This is a genomic window from Streptomyces sp. NPDC037083 (genome assembly GCF_055606485.1).
Window position 1 is genome coordinate 20759 of the sequence record NZ_JBVJSQ010000020.1, and the last position, 16398, is coordinate 37156.

Sequence of the window (16398 nt, forward strand, 5' to 3'; positions counted from 1 at the left end):
ACTTGCGATGAACCACTCCCCCACCGCCGACATCTTGTGTCCGGCCGTCGCATCGGCCCTGCTGGTGATTACGGCGTAATCACCCTGCACGGACGAGGCTGCCCACGCGGGATTGAGGCCCCACTGAACGGTAGGCACACAACGAAGGGCCGGAGCCCCATGATGCGGGCCCGGCCCTCGCGCGCTGCCAGCAACTCCTGGCGGCTGCCCCTGTGGTGACGGTGATCTCGGATCAGGTGGCGGGGGCGGCCTGGCTGTCCCTGTGCTTGATCAGTAGATCGAGCATCTTGTTGAACTCGTCGGGTGGCATCTTGTAGATCAGGTGCTGCGCGGCGTACACACCGTCCTCGTAGGGGAACCGCTTCGGCTTCTGCTCCCCTGCACTAGCCGTCATCACTTCACCCGTGGAGGCCTGTGCGGGGACAGATGGCGTGGGCTCCCCCGGTCGGCCAGGCGGCTCATCTTCTGTGGCCGTCGGTGTGACCACCACGGGCCGACCACCAGTGGCTGGCTCTGTCTCGGACTCGCTCTGGGCCTCGGGCGGTGAGGTGTCAGTGATTACGCCGTAATCACCGTCCTGATCGTTTCTGGGGCCAGCCTCCGAACTTGTTACAGCTTGCTGGCTTTGAGGCCTGAGCGTGCGCGCCTTCGCTTCTTCCTTGCGGGCACGATCCGCCTTCAGCTCTTCCAGTGCTGCTTCCTGCTCCTCAGCAGGCTTGTTACCGACCGCACGCAGCAGGTCGATGGGTTCATCACCGATGCGTTCTCGCAGCTCGGGGGTGAGATTGAGAAGGGCCAGGCGTTGAGAGACCCATCCTTGGGAGCGGTGGAGGCGCTTGGCGAGTGCTCTTTGGCTTCCGTGGATGGCAAGGAGACGTTGGAGGGCGCGGGCTTCGTCGACCTCGTTGAGGTCTTGGCGGTGGATGTTGGCGACGAGGGCGGACTCCAGGAGTTCTTCGGATGTGGTGCCTTGGTCGTCGCTGACCATGACCTTGATGGTGGGGAGGCCTGCTTCGCGAGCCGCAGCGAGGCGGCTGCTGCCGTCGACGACGATGTGGGTGGTGTCCGGCTCGAGGTCGGCTTCCTTGTCCGGGTTGGCCTTGACGTAGGCGTCACGGTTCATGACCGTGATGGCCACCTTCTGCCCGTGGGTTGCCAGGCTGCCGGCGAGGTCGGTGAGATCACCCAGCGAGGAGCGTGGGTTGTCGGGGTTGACGCTGATGCGGTCGACTGGAAGTTCCGTGGGAGGCGCGATGCCTTCGGTGGGCACTCCTGTGGCTGCGGCAACGGCCTGTCGGCGCGCGCTCACGGGACGCACAGCTCCGCCGAATCGGCCGGCGCCGAGCTGGTCGGCCTTGCTCATGCGATCTCCCTGGCCAGTGCGCGCATGCCGATCGCCTGCTGCGATTTGGGGGCGTACGACAGCAGTGGCTGCTTCATGCGGACTGCTTCCTTCTGCTCTTTGAGATCGCCGATGAGCCCGACGACCCGTGGATCCTTTATGTCGACCCATCCCTGCAGTGAGGATGTGGCGATGTAGCCGCGGCGGGAGTCGTAGAGGTTGACGACGATGCCGAGGTAGTCGATGTCGACCTGAAGGTCACCGCGCAGGTCGTCGATCTGTGTGGTGAGGAGTTCGTAGGCGTCGGCTGAGCTGTCCTCTGCCTGCACCACGATCAGGGCACCGGACTGGCCCGGCTTTTCGCCGTCGCGGCGGCGGCCGTAGTAGGCGGCGGCGTCCATGCTGAGGCCGAGACTGGGCGGGCAGTCGACGAGGATCACGTCGTAGTCGGCTTCGAGGGGCGCGAGCGCGCGTTCCAAGGCGGCTTCGCGGGCCCGTACGGCTGAGAGGCGCACGTCGAGCAGGAAGGCGTCGTTGCAGGCGGGCAGAAGGTGGAGGCGTCCGCCGAAGGTGTTGTCATCGATGGAGACGATGAGGTCGCGGAGGTCGCCCTTGGGGTCGCCTGCCATGTGGTTGGTGAGGCTGTCGCCGTTCATCGGCAGGGGTGCGGCGCCCAGTTGGTTGCTGAGGTGGCACTGGGGGTCGAAGTCGACGAGCAGGACGCGCAGTCCGAGTCCGGGCAGGTTCTCGATGTCGAGCGGGTCGCTGGCCGGTTCGACGTCCGGGTGGGCGTCGCTCTCCTGCAGGGCCTTGGCGAGGGCTTTGGCGACTCGAACGGAGTGCAGGACGTTGGAGTCTTCGGCGAGGGCTTCGCCAACGCCAGCGGTGATCGCTGTCTTGCCGACGCCGCCCTTCTGATTGCAGACGATGATGCGGCGGGTGACGGTGGGACGTTCGATGTCGGGTGCCGGGTTGGTGTCGAGCCAGAGTTGGACGGACTGGGCGAGGCCTTGGATGAGGGAGACGCCACGGTCGGCGGCAACCCGTCGGAACTCTTCCCAGTGACCGGGCGGCAGGAAGGTGGAGAAGGAGTCGGCTCCGGCGGTGTCGACCGGTGCGGTGGCCGAGGCAAGGCTGCACCAGTCGTTGATGCCCTGTTCCACGGCGATTTGGATGTCTACGCCGTGTTGGGCCGTTCTGATCTTGAGGTTCTGCCGGAGCCATCCCGGCAGTTTGGAGACGACCTTCTCGCGGTCGCTGGAGGTGGCTGGCGAACTCATGGAGACACCATACTAACGCCCATGATCAATAGCAGCATCGACACGTTACCTAGACCAACTTGATGCAGTGAGAGCACGGCCGACAAGCGATTACGCCGTAATCAACTCCCCCACCGGCGCCGTCCCCTCCCAGCCGGCCTGCGCGGGTTCGCCATCACTCCCCCACCGCCTTCCCGGTTCCTCACCGCGACACCGGTTCGCCTACGGCTCAGGCCGGTGACCTGCTGGCAGCGCCCTCTCAGAATCCTGGGCGAGGAACGAAGCTCGGCCACCACTGGGGCACGCCCGCGGGGCATCAAGGAGTGGCGGCACCTTCCCAGAAGACGGAGATGACGCACCAGACAACGCCCAGGAGCGCGACCGTCAGGGCCAAAGCGTGGAGAAGGGGACGGCTCCCACAAACGGCGCCCATCGCGCCCCAGACCAGCAGCAAGACCGCCCAGAGGTCGGGATGAACAGCCAAAGCAGGAAACCGCCGTTGGCCGCGGTGTTCACCCCCACATCGCAGGCGTTCCACAACCTGCCCAGGAGCATGGCTGTAGGCACCGCGAGAGCCAGCCCCGCCGCTGCCCCCAGACACCCCATGCAGCCGACGACTCGCCATAGAACCCCCTCCCCCGTCCTCTTTCGAAAGCAGCGGAGGCGTCGCTCGTCACGGCCCTCCCCCAGTCCGTCAACGCTGGTCGACCGGGACAGGATATTTAGTTATCTTAAGTAATCACCCGATCTGCCGGACGAAATCTGAGACCTCACGACATCGTCACCCTCACCTCAATCGGTCGGGCTGGGCTGCGTAGGGCGCAGATTCTGCCGACCAACCTGGACGCTGTGAGCTGTGCTCGGCTCCTTGTGCAGACAGGCTCACTATGAGCCGAGGAATCGTCTGACAGCGGCGGCGAACTCCGCAGGGACGGTCTCGTGGACGGTATGTCCGGCCGGGAGTTCAACTAGCTGTACACGGCGGCGCCGTGTCGCCATGTCCTTCGCATGCTCGGCGCTGAGGACCGTGCTGCGGCTGCCGCGGATGAGCAAGACCGGGCAGTCGCTGGTGAGCCAGTCGTCCCAGTGGTCCCCGTTGAGATTCTCTTGTGAGTCGTTCATGTCCTTCGGGTCGAAGGCAAGGCCCCAGCCGTCGGGGTACTCGCGTACGGCGTCCGTAACGTAGCGCGCTGATGGGCCGAGCATGTCCAGCAGCTCGCTCCGAGTGGGTGCTCGGTGCGGCCAGGACAGGCTGAAGGAGAGGTCGCCATCAACCTCGGCGCCAATGTCTTCGATGATCAGTGTTCCGACCAGACCAGGGTGCCGGGCGGCGAGTTGGTAGGCGTTCACGCCTCCGAGGGAGTGGCCCAATGCGGCAGCACTATCGATCTTCAGATCTCTGAGCACGGTCGCAGCGTCCTCGACATAGCCGGCGCGGGAGAAGTCGGCGGGCCGCTCGGAGTGTCCGTGCCCACGCTGATCGAGGGCGATGACCCGCCAGGATTCCCCCCAGTTCCTGAGCTAGACGTGTGAAGGTGCGGCCCTCTCCGAAGTGTCCGTGCAGAGCCAACAGAGGGCGGCCCGGACCACCGAAACCAAGGAAGGAGAGGTGACGCCCAGCCACCATCGTGGCCGCTCTCTTCGGTTCGATCGGGATCGTCGACGTCATGGTGGCCAGTATGTGTTTATCGCTTCCGCGCTCTGCAGTTGGGGAGGATGCCAGGTTCAAGACCAAAGCAGCTCATCGCCACCCAGGGGCCATCGGACAGGCCGCAACCGCCTTCCTCCTGGAGCAGCTCGAGGACGCACCTCCGGAGCATCCCGGACACGAGCGTCGGCTGCACGGGGTGTCGCCCATGAGGGAGCTAAGCAAGGGTTTCCAGCCCAGGCGACCGGTCCGGAAGCAAGAGGTGCCAGTCGGCCGCGTCTGCGCCACTACACCTGAGTTCGCATGTACGGCTGTGCCGTGCCGTGATCATTAGATGTTGGGGTGCCGTGGCGGGGTGATTACGTCGTAATCACTGCACCCGGCAGCGATGGGCAAGTCCTCCACTGGTGCGTGTGCCAGCTGGCTCGAGCAACGCCCGGACAAGCGCAAGGAGATCGCCTACCCGTCATCGACACGCGGTGTTCCCTCTGCCCGTAAGGACGCGTACGTCATCCCGACCGGTGGGCATGCGCACCCGCAGCTGCTGTCCTGTCTCATTGAAGTTAGTCGTCTGCATGGCGCTGACCTGCGTGGACTGGATTGCGTGAGACGCGCGGACTCGGTTCGTTGAGACAGACTGCGTCTGTCCATCTCATTGACCTCAGTTGATCAAGTTCGCCTGAGACGACGTCGATGCAGTGTGGCCGTGCTATCCGCCGACGCCGCTGGTTAATTCCCAGGTCAGCAGCTTGCTTCGACTGACAGGCTCAGTGCCACGTCGATGGATGCGTTAGTGGTCCGAGCCCGTGAGCCCTGGGAAGACCTGGCCCAAGTGCCGCTGTCGTTCGCCCCGTCGGGCGGTGTGAACGTCGTGGTCTCCCCCCGGTCCGGGCTGTGCGCGGTGGGCTGGGTCGGAGTGGTAGCTCTGGGCGGATCAGCGATCGTGACCGCGCCGAGTGAAAGTGCCGCCGTGATCGTTCGTGGCGCACTCGGGAGACTGCCGGTTGAGGCCGTCGTGGATAGCGCTTCGGTCCGGGAGGCTCTTCCGGTGGCTCGGGTGCTCGGGCCAGCGGCGCTGTCCTATGTGTCCCCAGCCAGTTTCCGGTCGGTGGAGGCTGGCGCGTTGACGGTGGAGCAACTGTCAGCTACTCACCCGGATTTGCGGATCCTGGCACAAGTGGCTGGTCATGAGGACGCTGGTGAGGCTGCTCTGGACGACATCACATCGCCCGCGTTCGTGGTTCGCGAACATAGCCAGGTGGTTGCTGCTGCGGGATATCTGATCTGGCCGAGGCGGACGGCCCATATCAGCGTACTGACGGCGCCAGAAGTGCGAGGGCGAGGACTGGCACGAGTGACGGGCTCAGCTGCGGTCGCTCATGCCCTTGCCGCCAGCCTGCTCCCGCAGTGGCGCGCCCCCCTCCCGCCTCCCGCCGTGTTGCGGCCGCATTGGGCTTCGAGGAATTGGGCACCCAACTCAGCATCGAGATCGCTTAAGAGGATCGGTGTGGCGGGGCTCGGTGGGGATCAGTAACGGTAGTAGGGGTGGAACAGGCTCCGTCTGCGGGCGCACGAAGTAATCCGGGGAGTGCCGACGCCGCTCCCGCTCACCGTCATGCCAGTGCAGCCAGAACGACTGCGAGCCGATCCCCACCAGGTTGGGATCGAAGTCCATCAGCAGCAGTCGGTCCCGCTCCAGCCACGACTCGAAGCCGACGTGCCGCCCGGTCGTCACCGCCCAGTACCACCTCGGGAAGTGAAGCTGACCGCGCGACCGCCAGAACGTACATCCTCGAACCGGTCCGTCACGCAGTCCCGCAGCGGACGCCGACGACGCCCGTGTACCGCGTCCACGTACGACAACTCGATGCACGGCGCTCCGCCTGATCCACCCCGTCTGGTACAGCAATCCAGCACCCAGCGCCCTCAGCGCGCGACCAGGTTCGCTGAGACAGAAGCCCGAACGACTCGGTTCATTGAGAAAACGGCTCGATCGAGTGAGACGGGACAGCTGCTACCTCTCTATGCAGCTTCATCCGTTGCTTCTCCATGGAGTGATTACGGCGTAATCACTCCTGTCACCGATCAGGCCGGCCGAGCGTCTCATGAGCAGGCGAATGAGCGGCGCGGAAGCGGCCTGCCAGGGCTGCCACGAGGGGCCCGCAGGAGACACCGTCGAAGCGCGGAGCTTGTCGGAGACATCCTCACTCAACCTGGCCGAAGGTGGGGGCGCCGGGGGAGTAGCCCAATGCGACCGCGCTTTCGCTCGCCACTGAACGCGATCAAGCGATGTCGAACGGATTCGCCTTCCATCGGCTACTGGCCCTGGTTGGTCCTGGGAGTGACTGCGCAGGGTGGTGGGCCGATCGACACCGAGAGGGCCGCGTGGGATCGGCCCGGATGTAGGCCTTCGTCAAGGCGGGGGAGAGGAACCGAGAGATCGCCGTTGCGCTGGTGAGCGAGCGGCCGGTGGAGGCGTGGCGAGGGCCTGGAGCAGGCGGGACCAGGCAGGGGCCCTGTCTGAGCGAGACGCTGGTGACCCGGCTGGAGCGCGGCCGCTGGCGGACGGCTGGATCTCAGTGGTGGACGTTGGCGCGGGTCGAGATGTTGAGTAGCCGGATGTCGCAGTTCTCCTGTGTAGTCGAGGCCGTGTGGCGTTTGCTGACGTGGCCTGGCTGCAGCTGAGACGGGCCAGTCAGGCGTGCCGTCGAGTGGGGCGACGATTCGGCCGAGGTGTGTGAGAAGGAGATCTGGCCGGGGGTAAGGGAATCGCGGGGGAGACGGGCCGGCTCATAACCGGTATCGCCCGACTTCGTCAGCAGCCGCACTGCCGCCCCTGGCCTGGGTCTGGATGATTGAGCAATGTCGGGGGACTTTTCTGGATGACGCACAACAGTCCGCATAGTCCCCGAGTGCAACGTCGTCGCAGAAGGTCTCCCAGAACCCGCTGCCCGCGAGAGCGGTCCCGTCGATGCTTGCGGCGAGCTCGCGCAGTTCTTCCGCCACCTTGTCAAACCCCTCCTCGTCGGTGTCCGCATAGAACGGGAAGCGTGCGATGACGGCCGCGATGCATCGGCTGAAGGAGTCGAGGTTGCGGTTCACGTGATGGATCCGCGATGGCTCGACAGCGGAGGTGCACCACCTGACCAGGGGCCACGTCGACGGCGATACGTCAGAACAGCCCACTCGTCTCGATGGCGACCAGCCGTCGTTCACCGATCCCGCCGAAGTACACCGGCTCGCTCAATGGCCGGTACCTATATCCGATTAACCCGCCTGAAATACCGCTCTCCCTGAGATCAACAGCGATATGAGCAGGCACCTAGGGTGACGCTGCTGCAGCGATCAAGAAGAGCTCGGGCTTCGGCAACTGCGACAGGGGCTGACTCACGGGAAGATCCCTTCACGATGAGCTGCCCTGCAACACCGCCCGCGAGGCTGGCACCTCTCATCAGGCCACCGCCCCCAACATGATCTGTTCGAGTTTGGTACTGACAAACGACGGGTGGGCCAAGAGCCAGCCGCCGTCATGACGCTGGTGGTGCCGCGGCGCGGAGGATGGGGTTGTAGGCGGGTGCGGGTATGTGGAACTGGTCGGTGCTGTAGTCGCCGAAGCTCCCCGCTTCCGCGTGCAGTGATTACGGCGTAATCACTGATGTCACCGATCACCCCGACCTGGCACCTCATGAGCAGGCGAATGACAGGCCGCACCGACGTGGCTCGGCGGGTTACCTTGACGACATCAGTGGTGAGGAGCCTGCGAATCTCTGTGTCGGCGAAGGTGTGCTTCGTCTCGGTGATCTCTTCGCAGTGAAGGCATTCAGGTTCGGCGTGAGTGATTACGGCGTAATCACTCACGCCGCAGACCACCTTGCCTTGGCCTGTCTGGGACGGCTGGCGTGAGAGTGATCGTGATGCCAGCGCTCGAGCGCTGGGACCAGCTCCTGCACCCGAACCCGAAGGGACCTGCGATGACCGGCCCGCACCACACCGGAGAACTGAGGACGCGATTCAGCATGCCGACTCGCCGGCCTGGTCCGTTCGCTGGGCGGCAGCTCGCGAGTTCGGACAAGATTGAAGAATTGGCGAACGTCATCCACCGTCTTCTTCTTGGACGCCCAGGACACCTGGGCAGAAAACGGCCGGGGCCTTGCTCAACGCAAGACGTCGTCGGCATGCGGTATGTCCTGCTCGTCTACAGTCACGCGGCGACCTACGACGCGGTGGATCATCTCGGTGCGGCCCTGAACGGTGATCCTGAGTGGATGACGACGGAAGGGGCGGACCGGCTGATCAAACAGTTGCGCGAGCTGGCGACGGACGAGGAACACAGGCGTCCGCGACGAAGCCCAGCAGATCATGGCGAGTCTGCGGCCGCGCGAGGAATGGGCGTCAGAGGCCGACTCATGATGTTCGGTTGATCAGGGTCGGCTGGGCCACACTCGACCGGAAGTCCGGGCCACCTCAACCCGGACCACTGGCTGTCTGCACTACCCGATGGCCCCTTGGAACCGGAAAAGTGGGGCCAGTTCAGGCATCTGGCACAAGTTCCGTGACGCGATCACTGTCCGTGATATCGGAGGCGTGTGGTGAGATGGCGGGACTTCAATCGTCCCCCTCCGGAGCCCTGTTCCCATCCCTGATCCCCACGGGGGATTGCGCGTAGAAGGCGCCTCGCACGGGCCACTCGCCGGATACCGGATGGGGAGGTGCTTGGCTGTTGTCGCGTCGGCCCGCGCGCTTGGATCGGCCGAGGACGACTCCGGCCAGGACCAGGGCCAGTCCGCACAGTTGCTGCACAGTCACCACTTCTCCGGCGACCGCTGTGCCGAGCAGCACGCCGGTAACGGGGTTGAGCAGCCCGATCAGTCCGACTGTCCCCGCGGGCAGGTGTTGCAGCCCGGTGAACCAGGCCGCGAAGGCCAGCGCGGTGGCGATCAGGGCAACGTAGCCGAACGCGAGGAGCGTCGGCGTTGAGAACGCGGGCGGAGGGCCCTCCAGGACTGCCGCGACCGGGAGCAGGAACAGACCTCCGGCGGTGAGTTGCCAGGCGGTCGAGGCGAGCACATCGGCGCCTGCGCCCCACCGTTTGGTCAGGATGTGGCCGAAGGACGACACCATCATGGCGGCGGCCGAGGCGAGGACTCCCGGCACGCTCACCCCTTCCACACCGGTGAGCAGCATGAGACAGACCCCGCCGAGTCCGATCGCGGCGCCGGTCAGGTGAGCGATGCCGGGCCGCTCTGACACCAGGGGCCAGGCGATGAGCATCATTGTCAGAGGGGACACGGCCATGACGGTCGAGGCGACGCTCGTCGGAAGCAGCTGGGAGGCGGCGTAGACGAGGACGAAGAACACGCTCATGTTGAGCAGCCCGAGCACCGCGGATCGCCACCACCACGCGCCGCGCGGCCGCTGCCTGCGCAAGGCGAGCAGGGCGAGACCGGCGGGCAGCGCCCGCAGGGCGGCCCCGTAGAGCGGGCGGTCGGCCGGCAGGAACTCGTGGGTGACGAAGTAGTTGGTCCCCCAGGCCACCGGCGCGACTGCGGTCAGTGCCGCCCAACGCATATTGGCTTCCATGGAAGACAATATAACTTCCCAGGAAGCTATCCTGGTGCGCATGGAGCACAGTGAACCGCTGGACCGCGTGGCCCGCATCCAGGCCGACTGGCGCCGCGAGCGGCCCGACCTCGATGTCAGCCCGCAGGGAGTGATCGGCCGACTGCACCGCCTGGCCGACCGGCTCACCGAGGAACTCTGCCTCGTCTATGGCCGCTACGGCCTCGGTGAGGGAGAGTTCGACGTCCTGTGCGCCCTGCGCCGGGCCGGGGAGCCCTACGAGCGGGCACCGGGCGAGCTCGCCGCGCACACCATGGTCACCACGGGCGCGATGACGAAGAGAATCGACCGCCTGGAGCGAGCCGGACTCGTCACCCGCCGCCGCTCCGACGACGACCAGCGCAGCCGGATCGTCGCCCTCACCAGCCCCGGACGTGAACTGATCGACCAGGCGTTCACCGACCACATGCGCAACGAACGTCACCTGTTGGATCTGCTGAGCCCCGCCGAGGCCAAGTCACTCGAAACGCTGCTCACCAGCTGGCTCTCCCGCATGGATCATCCGCGTATTCCTGGCAGCGAGTAACAAGCCCCTTCCGGCCCGCGACCAGCGCTTTGAAGGTGTCAGACGGCAGCTCGCAGGCGATCTCGCTCATGACGGCCGAATCTCCGCCGTCACCCGTCCGAGGAGCGATTCCGGGCGATCTCACCAACCCGCTCACAGAGACCAACAACTACAAGGCGTAACCGGGTCGCGGAATTTGTGCCGGACTCCAGTTCAGACCGTTAATGCCACGGTAGGCGACATCCATATGCAAACAGGGCACCGAGGACATGGTCGGCACCTGCCCCGCTAGCGGCCAGTCGTTGACAAGGCGGCTCGGGGCAGCTGGACGGGACAGTAGCCATAGGCCGGGGGAGCGGAGCAGTGGGGCCTTCTGCTGGAGTGATTACGACGTAATCACTCCAGTTCCTGATGGTCGCACAGGGCGTGGGGCTCGAAGTGGGGGAGTACTGCCGTATTTGGTCGAGCCAGAACATCACGTCCTCGTCGTCATCCAATCCGCTGCGCTTTAGGAGTCGATGCCCGCTAGAGCCGTGAAGGCATGCCTGCGGAAGGCCTTCTCCTCCGTCCGGAGTTCTGCAGCGGACCCGACCGTTGCCTGTCGGGCAGTGAGCAGAACTGCTCGGGCGCTATGGCGCACCAGCTGGTCCGGGTTTGCGAGATTGGTCGGGACTGCGGCACGCAGACTCGGCGCCTGATGAGGATGGATCGCGGGCGGATGTCCCGGCTGGGGCAGCTCAGTACCTGGGTAGCCATCGGCTTGTAAATGCTTGTTGTGAGCAACCTGAGCCCCGAAAAGCCAAATAGTGGACATGCCACACAAAAAGCGACTCACAGAATGGCCCCTTGGAGGGGCCAACTCCAGAGAGTCGGCATGATTCGACCTTGGGCACCACGACAGGCCGCCAGGGGCGCGTACAGGCCTTTTCCCCCTCCAGCTCCCTGCAGGGCTTGCCACCCTGGGGAACCGGCGGGACGTCCCCGTCCTCGGGGCGCCACTGGCCGAGCTGGCCCAGCACGGCCCCTTCGCACCCGTGTGGCGCCCTGGCGACCCCGACCAGCGAGTCCACAAAACCGTGCCTGGCTTCGGCAGACATCACGCGCGGCCGCCCACAGACGACGGCAGGGTCTGTACTCCGCTTCGCCCACAGCCCCTCCGTAGCCAAGCCGTCGGCCACCAAACCAGCACGGATGCGCCCCTTGTCGCCCTGGTCAGCCGCATGTCCGAACGCCAGCGGCCCGGTCGAAACTCCATGAGGAGCACCACGAGAAGCGCCAGGAAGGCACAAAGAAACAAACTCAGGGCCGTTCGTTTGACAGAACCGCTCGTTGGCCGTCCACACCGCTTCGCCTGCACATCAAACCCGTGTCGGTGATTGATCGCGAACTGGCGGTTCGCGGTGGGAGCGGGTTGTAACCCACCGTGCTGTGTAGCCGACACCCGCCAGTGCGGTCGTACCTGCGGCGGTGAGGGCGAACAGGTGGGCTGGTGAAGTGTGGTCGACAATGACGCCGCCCAGGAGGGTTCCGAGAGTGCCGCCCGCGAACAGGATGCTGGTGTTCCAGGTGAACGCCTCCCCGGCCGACTGTTCAGGGGCGCGTCGCCCCAGCAGTTCGGACTGGATGGTCAGCCAGGCTCCGATCAGACCGCCGTTGCACACGAGTGCTATCGCCAACACCCATGTGTGGGTAGCTGCGGCCGCTGTCGCCAGTGACAGTCCGAGTCCGAGGGCAATGTGCGGCAGGAGAGCAGTTGGCCTGCGGGTGGCGCTTCGGCCGTACAGGATCCCGCCGCAGGCACTGGCGAGGGACCAGATTCCCAGCAGTGTCCCTGCTCGGCCCGCGTGCCCGCTGGCGGTGGAGAGACCAATCACGGCGAGTTCGACTGCGCCGATCAGCAACGCACCCAACCCTTGGAGGGCGTACAGGGGCCGCAGGAGACGCCAGGGCAGGAGTGGTCTCCCGGGTGCACTGGCTGCCGGTGGCCGTTTTCCGCGCGGCTTCTCGGTGCGTGTCAGTGCCCATGCGGTCCAGGCCACTCCCGTTGCCAGCACACCAGCTGCGACTGCCAGGGCCATGGAGGCGGAATTGGCGGCAGCGATCACTCCGACGAGCGCGGGCCCCGCGGCGAACGCCAGATCCACGACGGCCACGTCCAGGGCGAAGACGGCCCGCTGACGGGAGGGTTCAGCAATCCGGCGACCCAGCGCTGCGCGCGTCACTCCGCTGACGGGCGGCAGACTCGCGCCGGCCACCGCCGCAAGGACTGCGGCCAGGAGGGGGGCTTGTGCGGAGGCGGCCGACATGACGGCGACCAGGAGCACCGCGTGCAGCAGTCCGGACGTCAGCAGCACGAGGTGTGCGCTGCCCCTGTCCGCGCGGCGGGCCAGCGCTGGCCCCGCGAGCGCTCCGCACACCCCGTAGGCGGTGGCCGTGGCGCCAGCCCATGCGAACGACGTGCCGTGCGACTGCACCATAAGGATGGCCAGGACGCTCATCCCCAGCCCTGTGCGAGCTGCCAAGGATGCCGTCAGGACGGCAGCCACGCCTCGAGTGCGCAGCACATCGGCGAACATCGATTCCTCTTCAGTGGGTAGGTGCCATAGTGTCTTATGGTTGCAACATGAGCGAACTTAGCCAGCGGCATGTAGCAAGTCAAGCCACGGAAGGCGCCTACATTGAGACGCCGGTCGAAGTGGCTCTGGCTCTGGCCAACGCCATCCCTGAGGTGGCAGGGCCTTCAGGGATGGCGGATTTCTTCGCTGCCTGCACCCCCCTGCTCAAAACTCATCAGGTGGACGGGCCTCTCACCGAGGAGGCAGAACTCGACCTGCTCGACACCGCCCAGCGCATCCGGGCAGTGGCCGCCTCACGCGACCCCGAGGAGGTGGCTGAACGCCTCAACCGGCTCCTGGCATGCTGCACGCCCTCGCCACAGGTGGTGCGGGTCAAAAAAACGTTTCAGTTGCGCTACGCGGCCGACGGGACCAGTGTGCTGGACTGGCTATCAGCACACGTCGCCATGGGAATCGCACAGTTGGTCTGCGAGCAGGGCTGGCAAAGGCTACGCATCTGTGCGGCGAGCGGATGTGGGCGGATCCTGGTCGACACGACCAAGAACCGTTCCCGCCGCTACTGTTCGCCCACCTGCGCTAGCAGAACCACGGTCGCAGCGCACCGCGCACGCGTCCGAGCACAGACTCGACCGCCGGCATAGGAAGACGCTGACGTTCTCCTGTGCTTCGGGACGAACCCGTAGGCCGGTGAAAGCAAAGCGTCCCTTCCTGACGGACACCGCCGGGACCATCACTCCGAGGGCCCCGGCAGCCCCGCGCACCTGCCGCCCGGAGTCAACAGGCGAGTCCGTCACCGCACGAAAACACAGACCAGGACACAGGGAAAGGCCCCTGGCGGCTACCTCGCGTGGACGGAGCGGCCAGGAGTGTCGTTGTCTGGGGTCAGGCGCGACCAGCTTGATACCGATGGCCAAGCACCCCAGGCGTTCCTTCTCCGGCGGGGTAGATGCTCCGGATGCTGGCCAGTTGCTCCTCACGGGTCGCCTCGGGGTTCACCTGGGAGGGCCCTTCGGCGTCCAGGAGTTCCTCGAACGAGGCGTATTCGGCGACCCGTGTCACCTGGGTCAGGCATGACCGGTCGGTGTTCTTCACGGCGAACCTGATCAGGTCACCGGCCGCCAGGCCGTCGAACTTCGGGTACTTCACCCGTACTTCCCGGGTCTTGCGGCCTGCGGCCACGAGGTCGAAGTACTGGGGGTACAGGTTCAGCTCGATGACGCGGGCTGAGGTGGCGCTCATGTAGTCGGACTCCCTGTGGGTACGGACATCAGCCGCGACAGCTCCGCAGCCTAGTACGAGCGGAAGAAGTGTCGGGGATGGGAGAGCAGCAGTTCCGTCAGGTTCAGCAGGCGGTCAGCGAACTGCTCCACGGTGCCTGGCCACTTCCGGGTGTCGAGCATCCAGGGTTCGGCGCCTGCGGGCAACGACGCCTCCCCGGAGCGGATGAGGCTCTTGGAGAGTTTTGCGCCCGTCTCGGCGACGATCATCGGGCAGAACAGCCGCGCGGGCAGCTGGCCCGGGGTGAGGCCCACGGCTTGGTGGGCGCCGTCGACCAGAAGGCTCCCGGGCATCCAGTCGGTGCCCTTGACCATCACGTGCAGGACGCCGGGCTCCGCGAGCGAGGCGAGCTCCTTGACCATGTTCCGGTACAGGGTGGCGAGGTCGAGATAGCCGCCGCCCGTGGGCGTGATCGTGGCCGTGTAAGGGCCGTGATGCAGGCAGACCGCCGACACATGGGCGACGCCTGGGCCGGCTAACTCGACGCGGGTGCGCTGCGCGTACTTCTCCGCTCACGCAGGAGTGCGGGCAGGGCACCCGCAGATGCGGCACCCCGGTGGAGGGTGCCAACCACAGGCCGGCAGCCTTCAGATGGGGCAGAACCCGCAGCCACGTCTCCCGGAACTGGCCGGTTGCCTGCTGCTGCGAGTAGGTCTGCACGCCGTACGGCACGCCCAGTCGCTGCGACAGTGCGTCGAATAAGGGGCGGTAGAGGTCGCCGACCAGATGGGCGATGCCGTCCGCGCCGAGCGCCTGGGCGTAAGCCCGCTGGTAGCGGTGACCCGATGCAGGGTCGGTGACCAGCTCGAGCGGCGCGTTGTCCAGTGCCGAGAACCGGACCTCCACGGGCAGGCCGTGGCGCTCATGAAGCCGCGCGGCCGTGGCGAACGCCATCGACTGCACCAGTGAGGTACCGGCGTGGGGTGCGCCGTTGATCTGCGTGCCGACGACCAGGGCGATTCGCTGCGGCTTACTGGCGCGGATGCGCGGGGCCAGGACGTCCTCGACGTCCGTCAGGGCGTTCGCGAGGACAGTGTTCGGGCTGATGAGTGTCACGGTGTTACCTCGTCTCGTGTCGGTGACCTGCTGGCTGCGTGGGCCGGGCTGGTGGACGTGGACGGGCGGGGGACAGGTCGGTGGAATCGGATGCCGGGCCGGCGGCTGGTGACCGTGGGGGAGGGGCGGGCGGGCCGTATCGCCTGGTTGCGGCTCGCGATCAGAGGGCTGTCAGGCCTTTCGGGACAGTCCATCGGCAGTGGTGCGGCGTCGGTGAGGACGGGCATGCCGAGGTCGACGAGCTGGGGACGTTACGGGGAGGTGCTGTTGGTTGGCGGCGTTCGGGGCTGCCTGAGCGTCAGTGCTCGGGGGGCGCTGGTGGGCGGCGTACTCCTCGGCCGGCCAGGAGCTACACGGACCTACGGCGGGGAACTGCATTCGTACCGTGCGGGCATGCGGGATTGTCGCAACCATCAGGCGTCACTGCCGTTTACGCGCTGGTGGATGTCGATGAGGGTGGCGATGGCGTCGAGGCTGTCCGCCTCGCCGACCCACTGCCCGAGCGCGGTGAAGACGGGGATCTCGTTGCGGTCGGCGTCGAAGATGACGCAGTAGTCGCCGTAGCGGTCGATCACCATGTCCCTCAGTACCGGGATGAGTGAGGTGTCCAGGACCTTCAGGGCGTCGACGGTGAGCCGGGCGGGCTAGCCGGGGGTGGGCGGCTGGACGAGGGTTCCGGTGACGCGCAGCAGGTCGCCGGGCTGGATGCCGTTCAGCACCTCGTGGGTGATCCGGGGTTCGCCGCTGGTGCAGGTGACGACCGTGTCGGGGGCGTCGTCGGCGAGCGCGTCGATGTCGGCGGGGCGGACAATCAGGTCGAAGGTGGCAGCCCCAAGGCGCGGGCCGGGGGCGGGTATCGCGTCGACCCAGCCGTCGACGGCGCAGTACGTGGTGTCCATCAGTTGGCCTCCGTCAGGGTTTCGGTGGGGCGAAGGGAGCGGGGTCGGGTGGTGCGCTGGGCGATGTCCAGCAGCTCGCGGTTGCGCCGCTGCTGTGCGGGCGTGAGCGGGCGGGCCTTCGCGCCGTGGCGGTGCCAGAGCGGAGAGGCCGGCGGCTCGGGGTAGGCGAGGGCGTGGTCGACGTCGCGGTCGGTGCTGCTCATTGAGGTCCTCCAG

General features: G+C 66.2%; 14 protein-coding genes and 1 pseudogene. 4 read left to right on the plus strand and 11 right to left on the minus strand.

Features of this window, described 5'->3' with window-relative positions; genetic code table 11:
• Positions 1-232: 232 nt before the first annotated feature.
• From ACZ7DE_RS37565 to ACZ7DE_RS37575, 3 genes are all read right to left on the minus strand, one after another.
• Positions 233-1363 carry a ParB/RepB/Spo0J family partition protein gene (locus ACZ7DE_RS37565; protein ID WP_470768888.1) on the minus strand — a complete coding sequence of 377 codons (1131 nt, stop codon included), beginning with the start codon at positions 1361-1363 and terminating at the stop codon, positions 233-235.
• Positions 1360-2622, minus strand: coding sequence for a ParA family protein (locus ACZ7DE_RS37570; RefSeq protein ID WP_470768889.1), 1263 nt, complete (start codon positions 2620-2622; stop codon positions 1360-1362). The genes ACZ7DE_RS37565 and ACZ7DE_RS37570 overlap by 4 nt, the downstream gene beginning before the upstream one ends.
• 864 nt (positions 2623-3486) lie before the next feature.
• The gene (locus tag ACZ7DE_RS37575; RefSeq protein ID WP_470768961.1) at positions 3487-4092 is read right to left on the minus strand and encodes an alpha/beta fold hydrolase; all 606 of its coding nucleotides are present in this window, start codon (positions 4090-4092) and stop codon (positions 3487-3489) included.
• Positions 4093-5030: 938 nt separating this feature from the next.
• Here ACZ7DE_RS37575 and ACZ7DE_RS37580 point away from each other — a divergent pair.
• Complete coding sequence (locus ACZ7DE_RS37580) at positions 5031-5783, plus strand: GNAT family N-acetyltransferase (RefSeq protein ID WP_470768890.1); 753 nt, start codon at positions 5031-5033, stop codon at positions 5781-5783.
• A 1256-nt stretch (positions 5784-7039) separates the two neighbouring features.
• On the opposite strand, the gene ACZ7DE_RS37585 is transcribed toward ACZ7DE_RS37580, so the two are convergent.
• Entirely contained in the window at positions 7040-7351 is a 312-nt protein-coding gene (locus ACZ7DE_RS37585) for a hypothetical protein (protein WP_470768891.1), read from the minus strand.
• Between the two features lie 812 nt (positions 7352-8163).
• On the opposite strand from ACZ7DE_RS37585, the gene ACZ7DE_RS37590 reads away from it, so the two are divergent.
• Entirely contained in the window at positions 8164-8670 is a 507-nt protein-coding gene (locus tag ACZ7DE_RS37590; RefSeq protein ID WP_470768892.1) for a hypothetical protein, read from the plus strand.
• A gap of 184 nt (positions 8671-8854) precedes the next feature.
• Here the strand turns inward: ACZ7DE_RS37590 and ACZ7DE_RS37595 are convergent, their stop codons facing one another.
• Positions 8855-9817 carry a DMT family transporter gene (locus ACZ7DE_RS37595; RefSeq protein WP_470768962.1) on the minus strand — a complete coding sequence of 321 codons (963 nt, stop codon included), beginning with the start codon at positions 9815-9817 and terminating at the stop codon, positions 8855-8857.
• A gap of 52 nt (positions 9818-9869) precedes the next feature.
• On the opposite strand from ACZ7DE_RS37595, the gene ACZ7DE_RS37600 reads away from it, so the two are divergent.
• Positions 9870-10394: a MarR family winged helix-turn-helix transcriptional regulator gene (locus ACZ7DE_RS37600; RefSeq protein WP_470768893.1), complete on the plus strand. Its 525-nt coding sequence runs from the start codon at positions 9870-9872 to the stop codon at positions 10392-10394.
• Between the two features lie 1337 nt (positions 10395-11731).
• Here ACZ7DE_RS37600 and ACZ7DE_RS37605 read toward each other — a convergent pair.
• Entirely contained in the window at positions 11732-12949 is a 1218-nt protein-coding gene (locus ACZ7DE_RS37605) for an MFS transporter (RefSeq protein ID WP_470768894.1), read from the minus strand.
• Positions 12950-12996: 47 nt separating this feature from the next.
• Here ACZ7DE_RS37605 and ACZ7DE_RS37610 point away from each other — a divergent pair, with 47 nt between their 5' ends.
• Positions 12997-13590, plus strand: a complete 594-nt coding sequence (locus ACZ7DE_RS37610; protein WP_470768895.1) for a CGNR zinc finger domain-containing protein — start codon at positions 12997-12999, stop codon at positions 13588-13590.
• A gap of 249 nt (positions 13591-13839) precedes the next feature.
• Here the strand turns inward: ACZ7DE_RS37610 and ACZ7DE_RS37615 are convergent.
• From ACZ7DE_RS37615 to ACZ7DE_RS37635, 5 genes and pseudogenes are all read right to left on the minus strand, one after another.
• A pseudogene (locus ACZ7DE_RS37615) lies at positions 13840-14188 on the minus strand (ASCH domain-containing protein); the annotation flags it as partial.
• A gap of 50 nt (positions 14189-14238) precedes the next feature.
• Positions 14239-14682 (minus strand): hypothetical protein, encoded by a 444-nt coding sequence (locus ACZ7DE_RS37620; protein WP_470768896.1) that lies wholly within the window; start codon positions 14680-14682, stop codon positions 14239-14241.
• Positions 14683-15696: 1014 nt separating this feature from the next.
• Complete coding sequence (locus ACZ7DE_RS37625; RefSeq protein WP_470768897.1) at positions 15697-15861, minus strand: hypothetical protein; 165 nt, start codon at positions 15859-15861, stop codon at positions 15697-15699.
• Positions 15862-15927: 66 nt separating this feature from the next.
• Positions 15928-16182, minus strand: coding sequence for a hypothetical protein (locus ACZ7DE_RS37630; RefSeq protein WP_470768898.1), 255 nt, complete (start codon positions 16180-16182; stop codon positions 15928-15930).
• Complete coding sequence (locus ACZ7DE_RS37635; RefSeq protein WP_470768899.1) at positions 16182-16385, minus strand: hypothetical protein; 204 nt, start codon at positions 16383-16385, stop codon at positions 16182-16184. The genes ACZ7DE_RS37630 and ACZ7DE_RS37635 overlap by 1 nt, the downstream gene beginning before the upstream one ends.
• Between the last annotated feature and the right edge of the window lie 13 nt (positions 16386-16398).

Coding starts and splice junctions, on each gene's coding strand:
- ACZ7DE_RS37565 (WP_470768888.1), bottom strand. CDS start 1,363: ATGAGCAAGGCCGACCAGCTCGGCGCCGGCCGATTCGGCGGAGCTGTG.
- ACZ7DE_RS37570 (WP_470768889.1), bottom strand. CDS start 2,622: ATGAGTTCGCCAGCCACCTCCAGCGACCGCGAGAAGGTCGTCTCCAAA.
- ACZ7DE_RS37580 (WP_470768890.1), top strand. CDS start 5,031: ATGGATGCGTTAGTGGTCCGAGCCCGTGAGCCCTGGGAAGACCTGGCC.
- ACZ7DE_RS37590 (WP_470768892.1), top strand. CDS start 8,164: ATGCCAGCGCTCGAGCGCTGGGACCAGCTCCTGCACCCGAACCCGAAG.
- ACZ7DE_RS37595 (WP_470768962.1), bottom strand. CDS start 9,817: ATGCGTTGGGCGGCACTGACCGCAGTCGCGCCGGTGGCCTGGGGGACC.
- ACZ7DE_RS37600 (WP_470768893.1), top strand. CDS start 9,870: ATGGAGCACAGTGAACCGCTGGACCGCGTGGCCCGCATCCAGGCCGAC.
- ACZ7DE_RS37605 (WP_470768894.1), bottom strand. CDS start 12,949: ATGTTCGCCGATGTGCTGCGCACTCGAGGCGTGGCTGCCGTCCTGACG.
- ACZ7DE_RS37610 (WP_470768895.1), top strand. CDS start 12,997: ATGAGCGAACTTAGCCAGCGGCATGTAGCAAGTCAAGCCACGGAAGGC.
- ACZ7DE_RS37625 (WP_470768897.1), bottom strand. CDS start 15,861: ATGGTGATCGACCGCTACGGCGACTACTGCGTCATCTTCGACGCCGAC.
- ACZ7DE_RS37630 (WP_470768898.1), bottom strand. CDS start 16,182: ATGGACACCACGTACTGCGCCGTCGACGGCTGGGTCGACGCGATACCC.
- ACZ7DE_RS37635 (WP_470768899.1), bottom strand. CDS start 16,385: ATGAGCAGCACCGACCGCGACGTCGACCACGCCCTCGCCTACCCCGAG.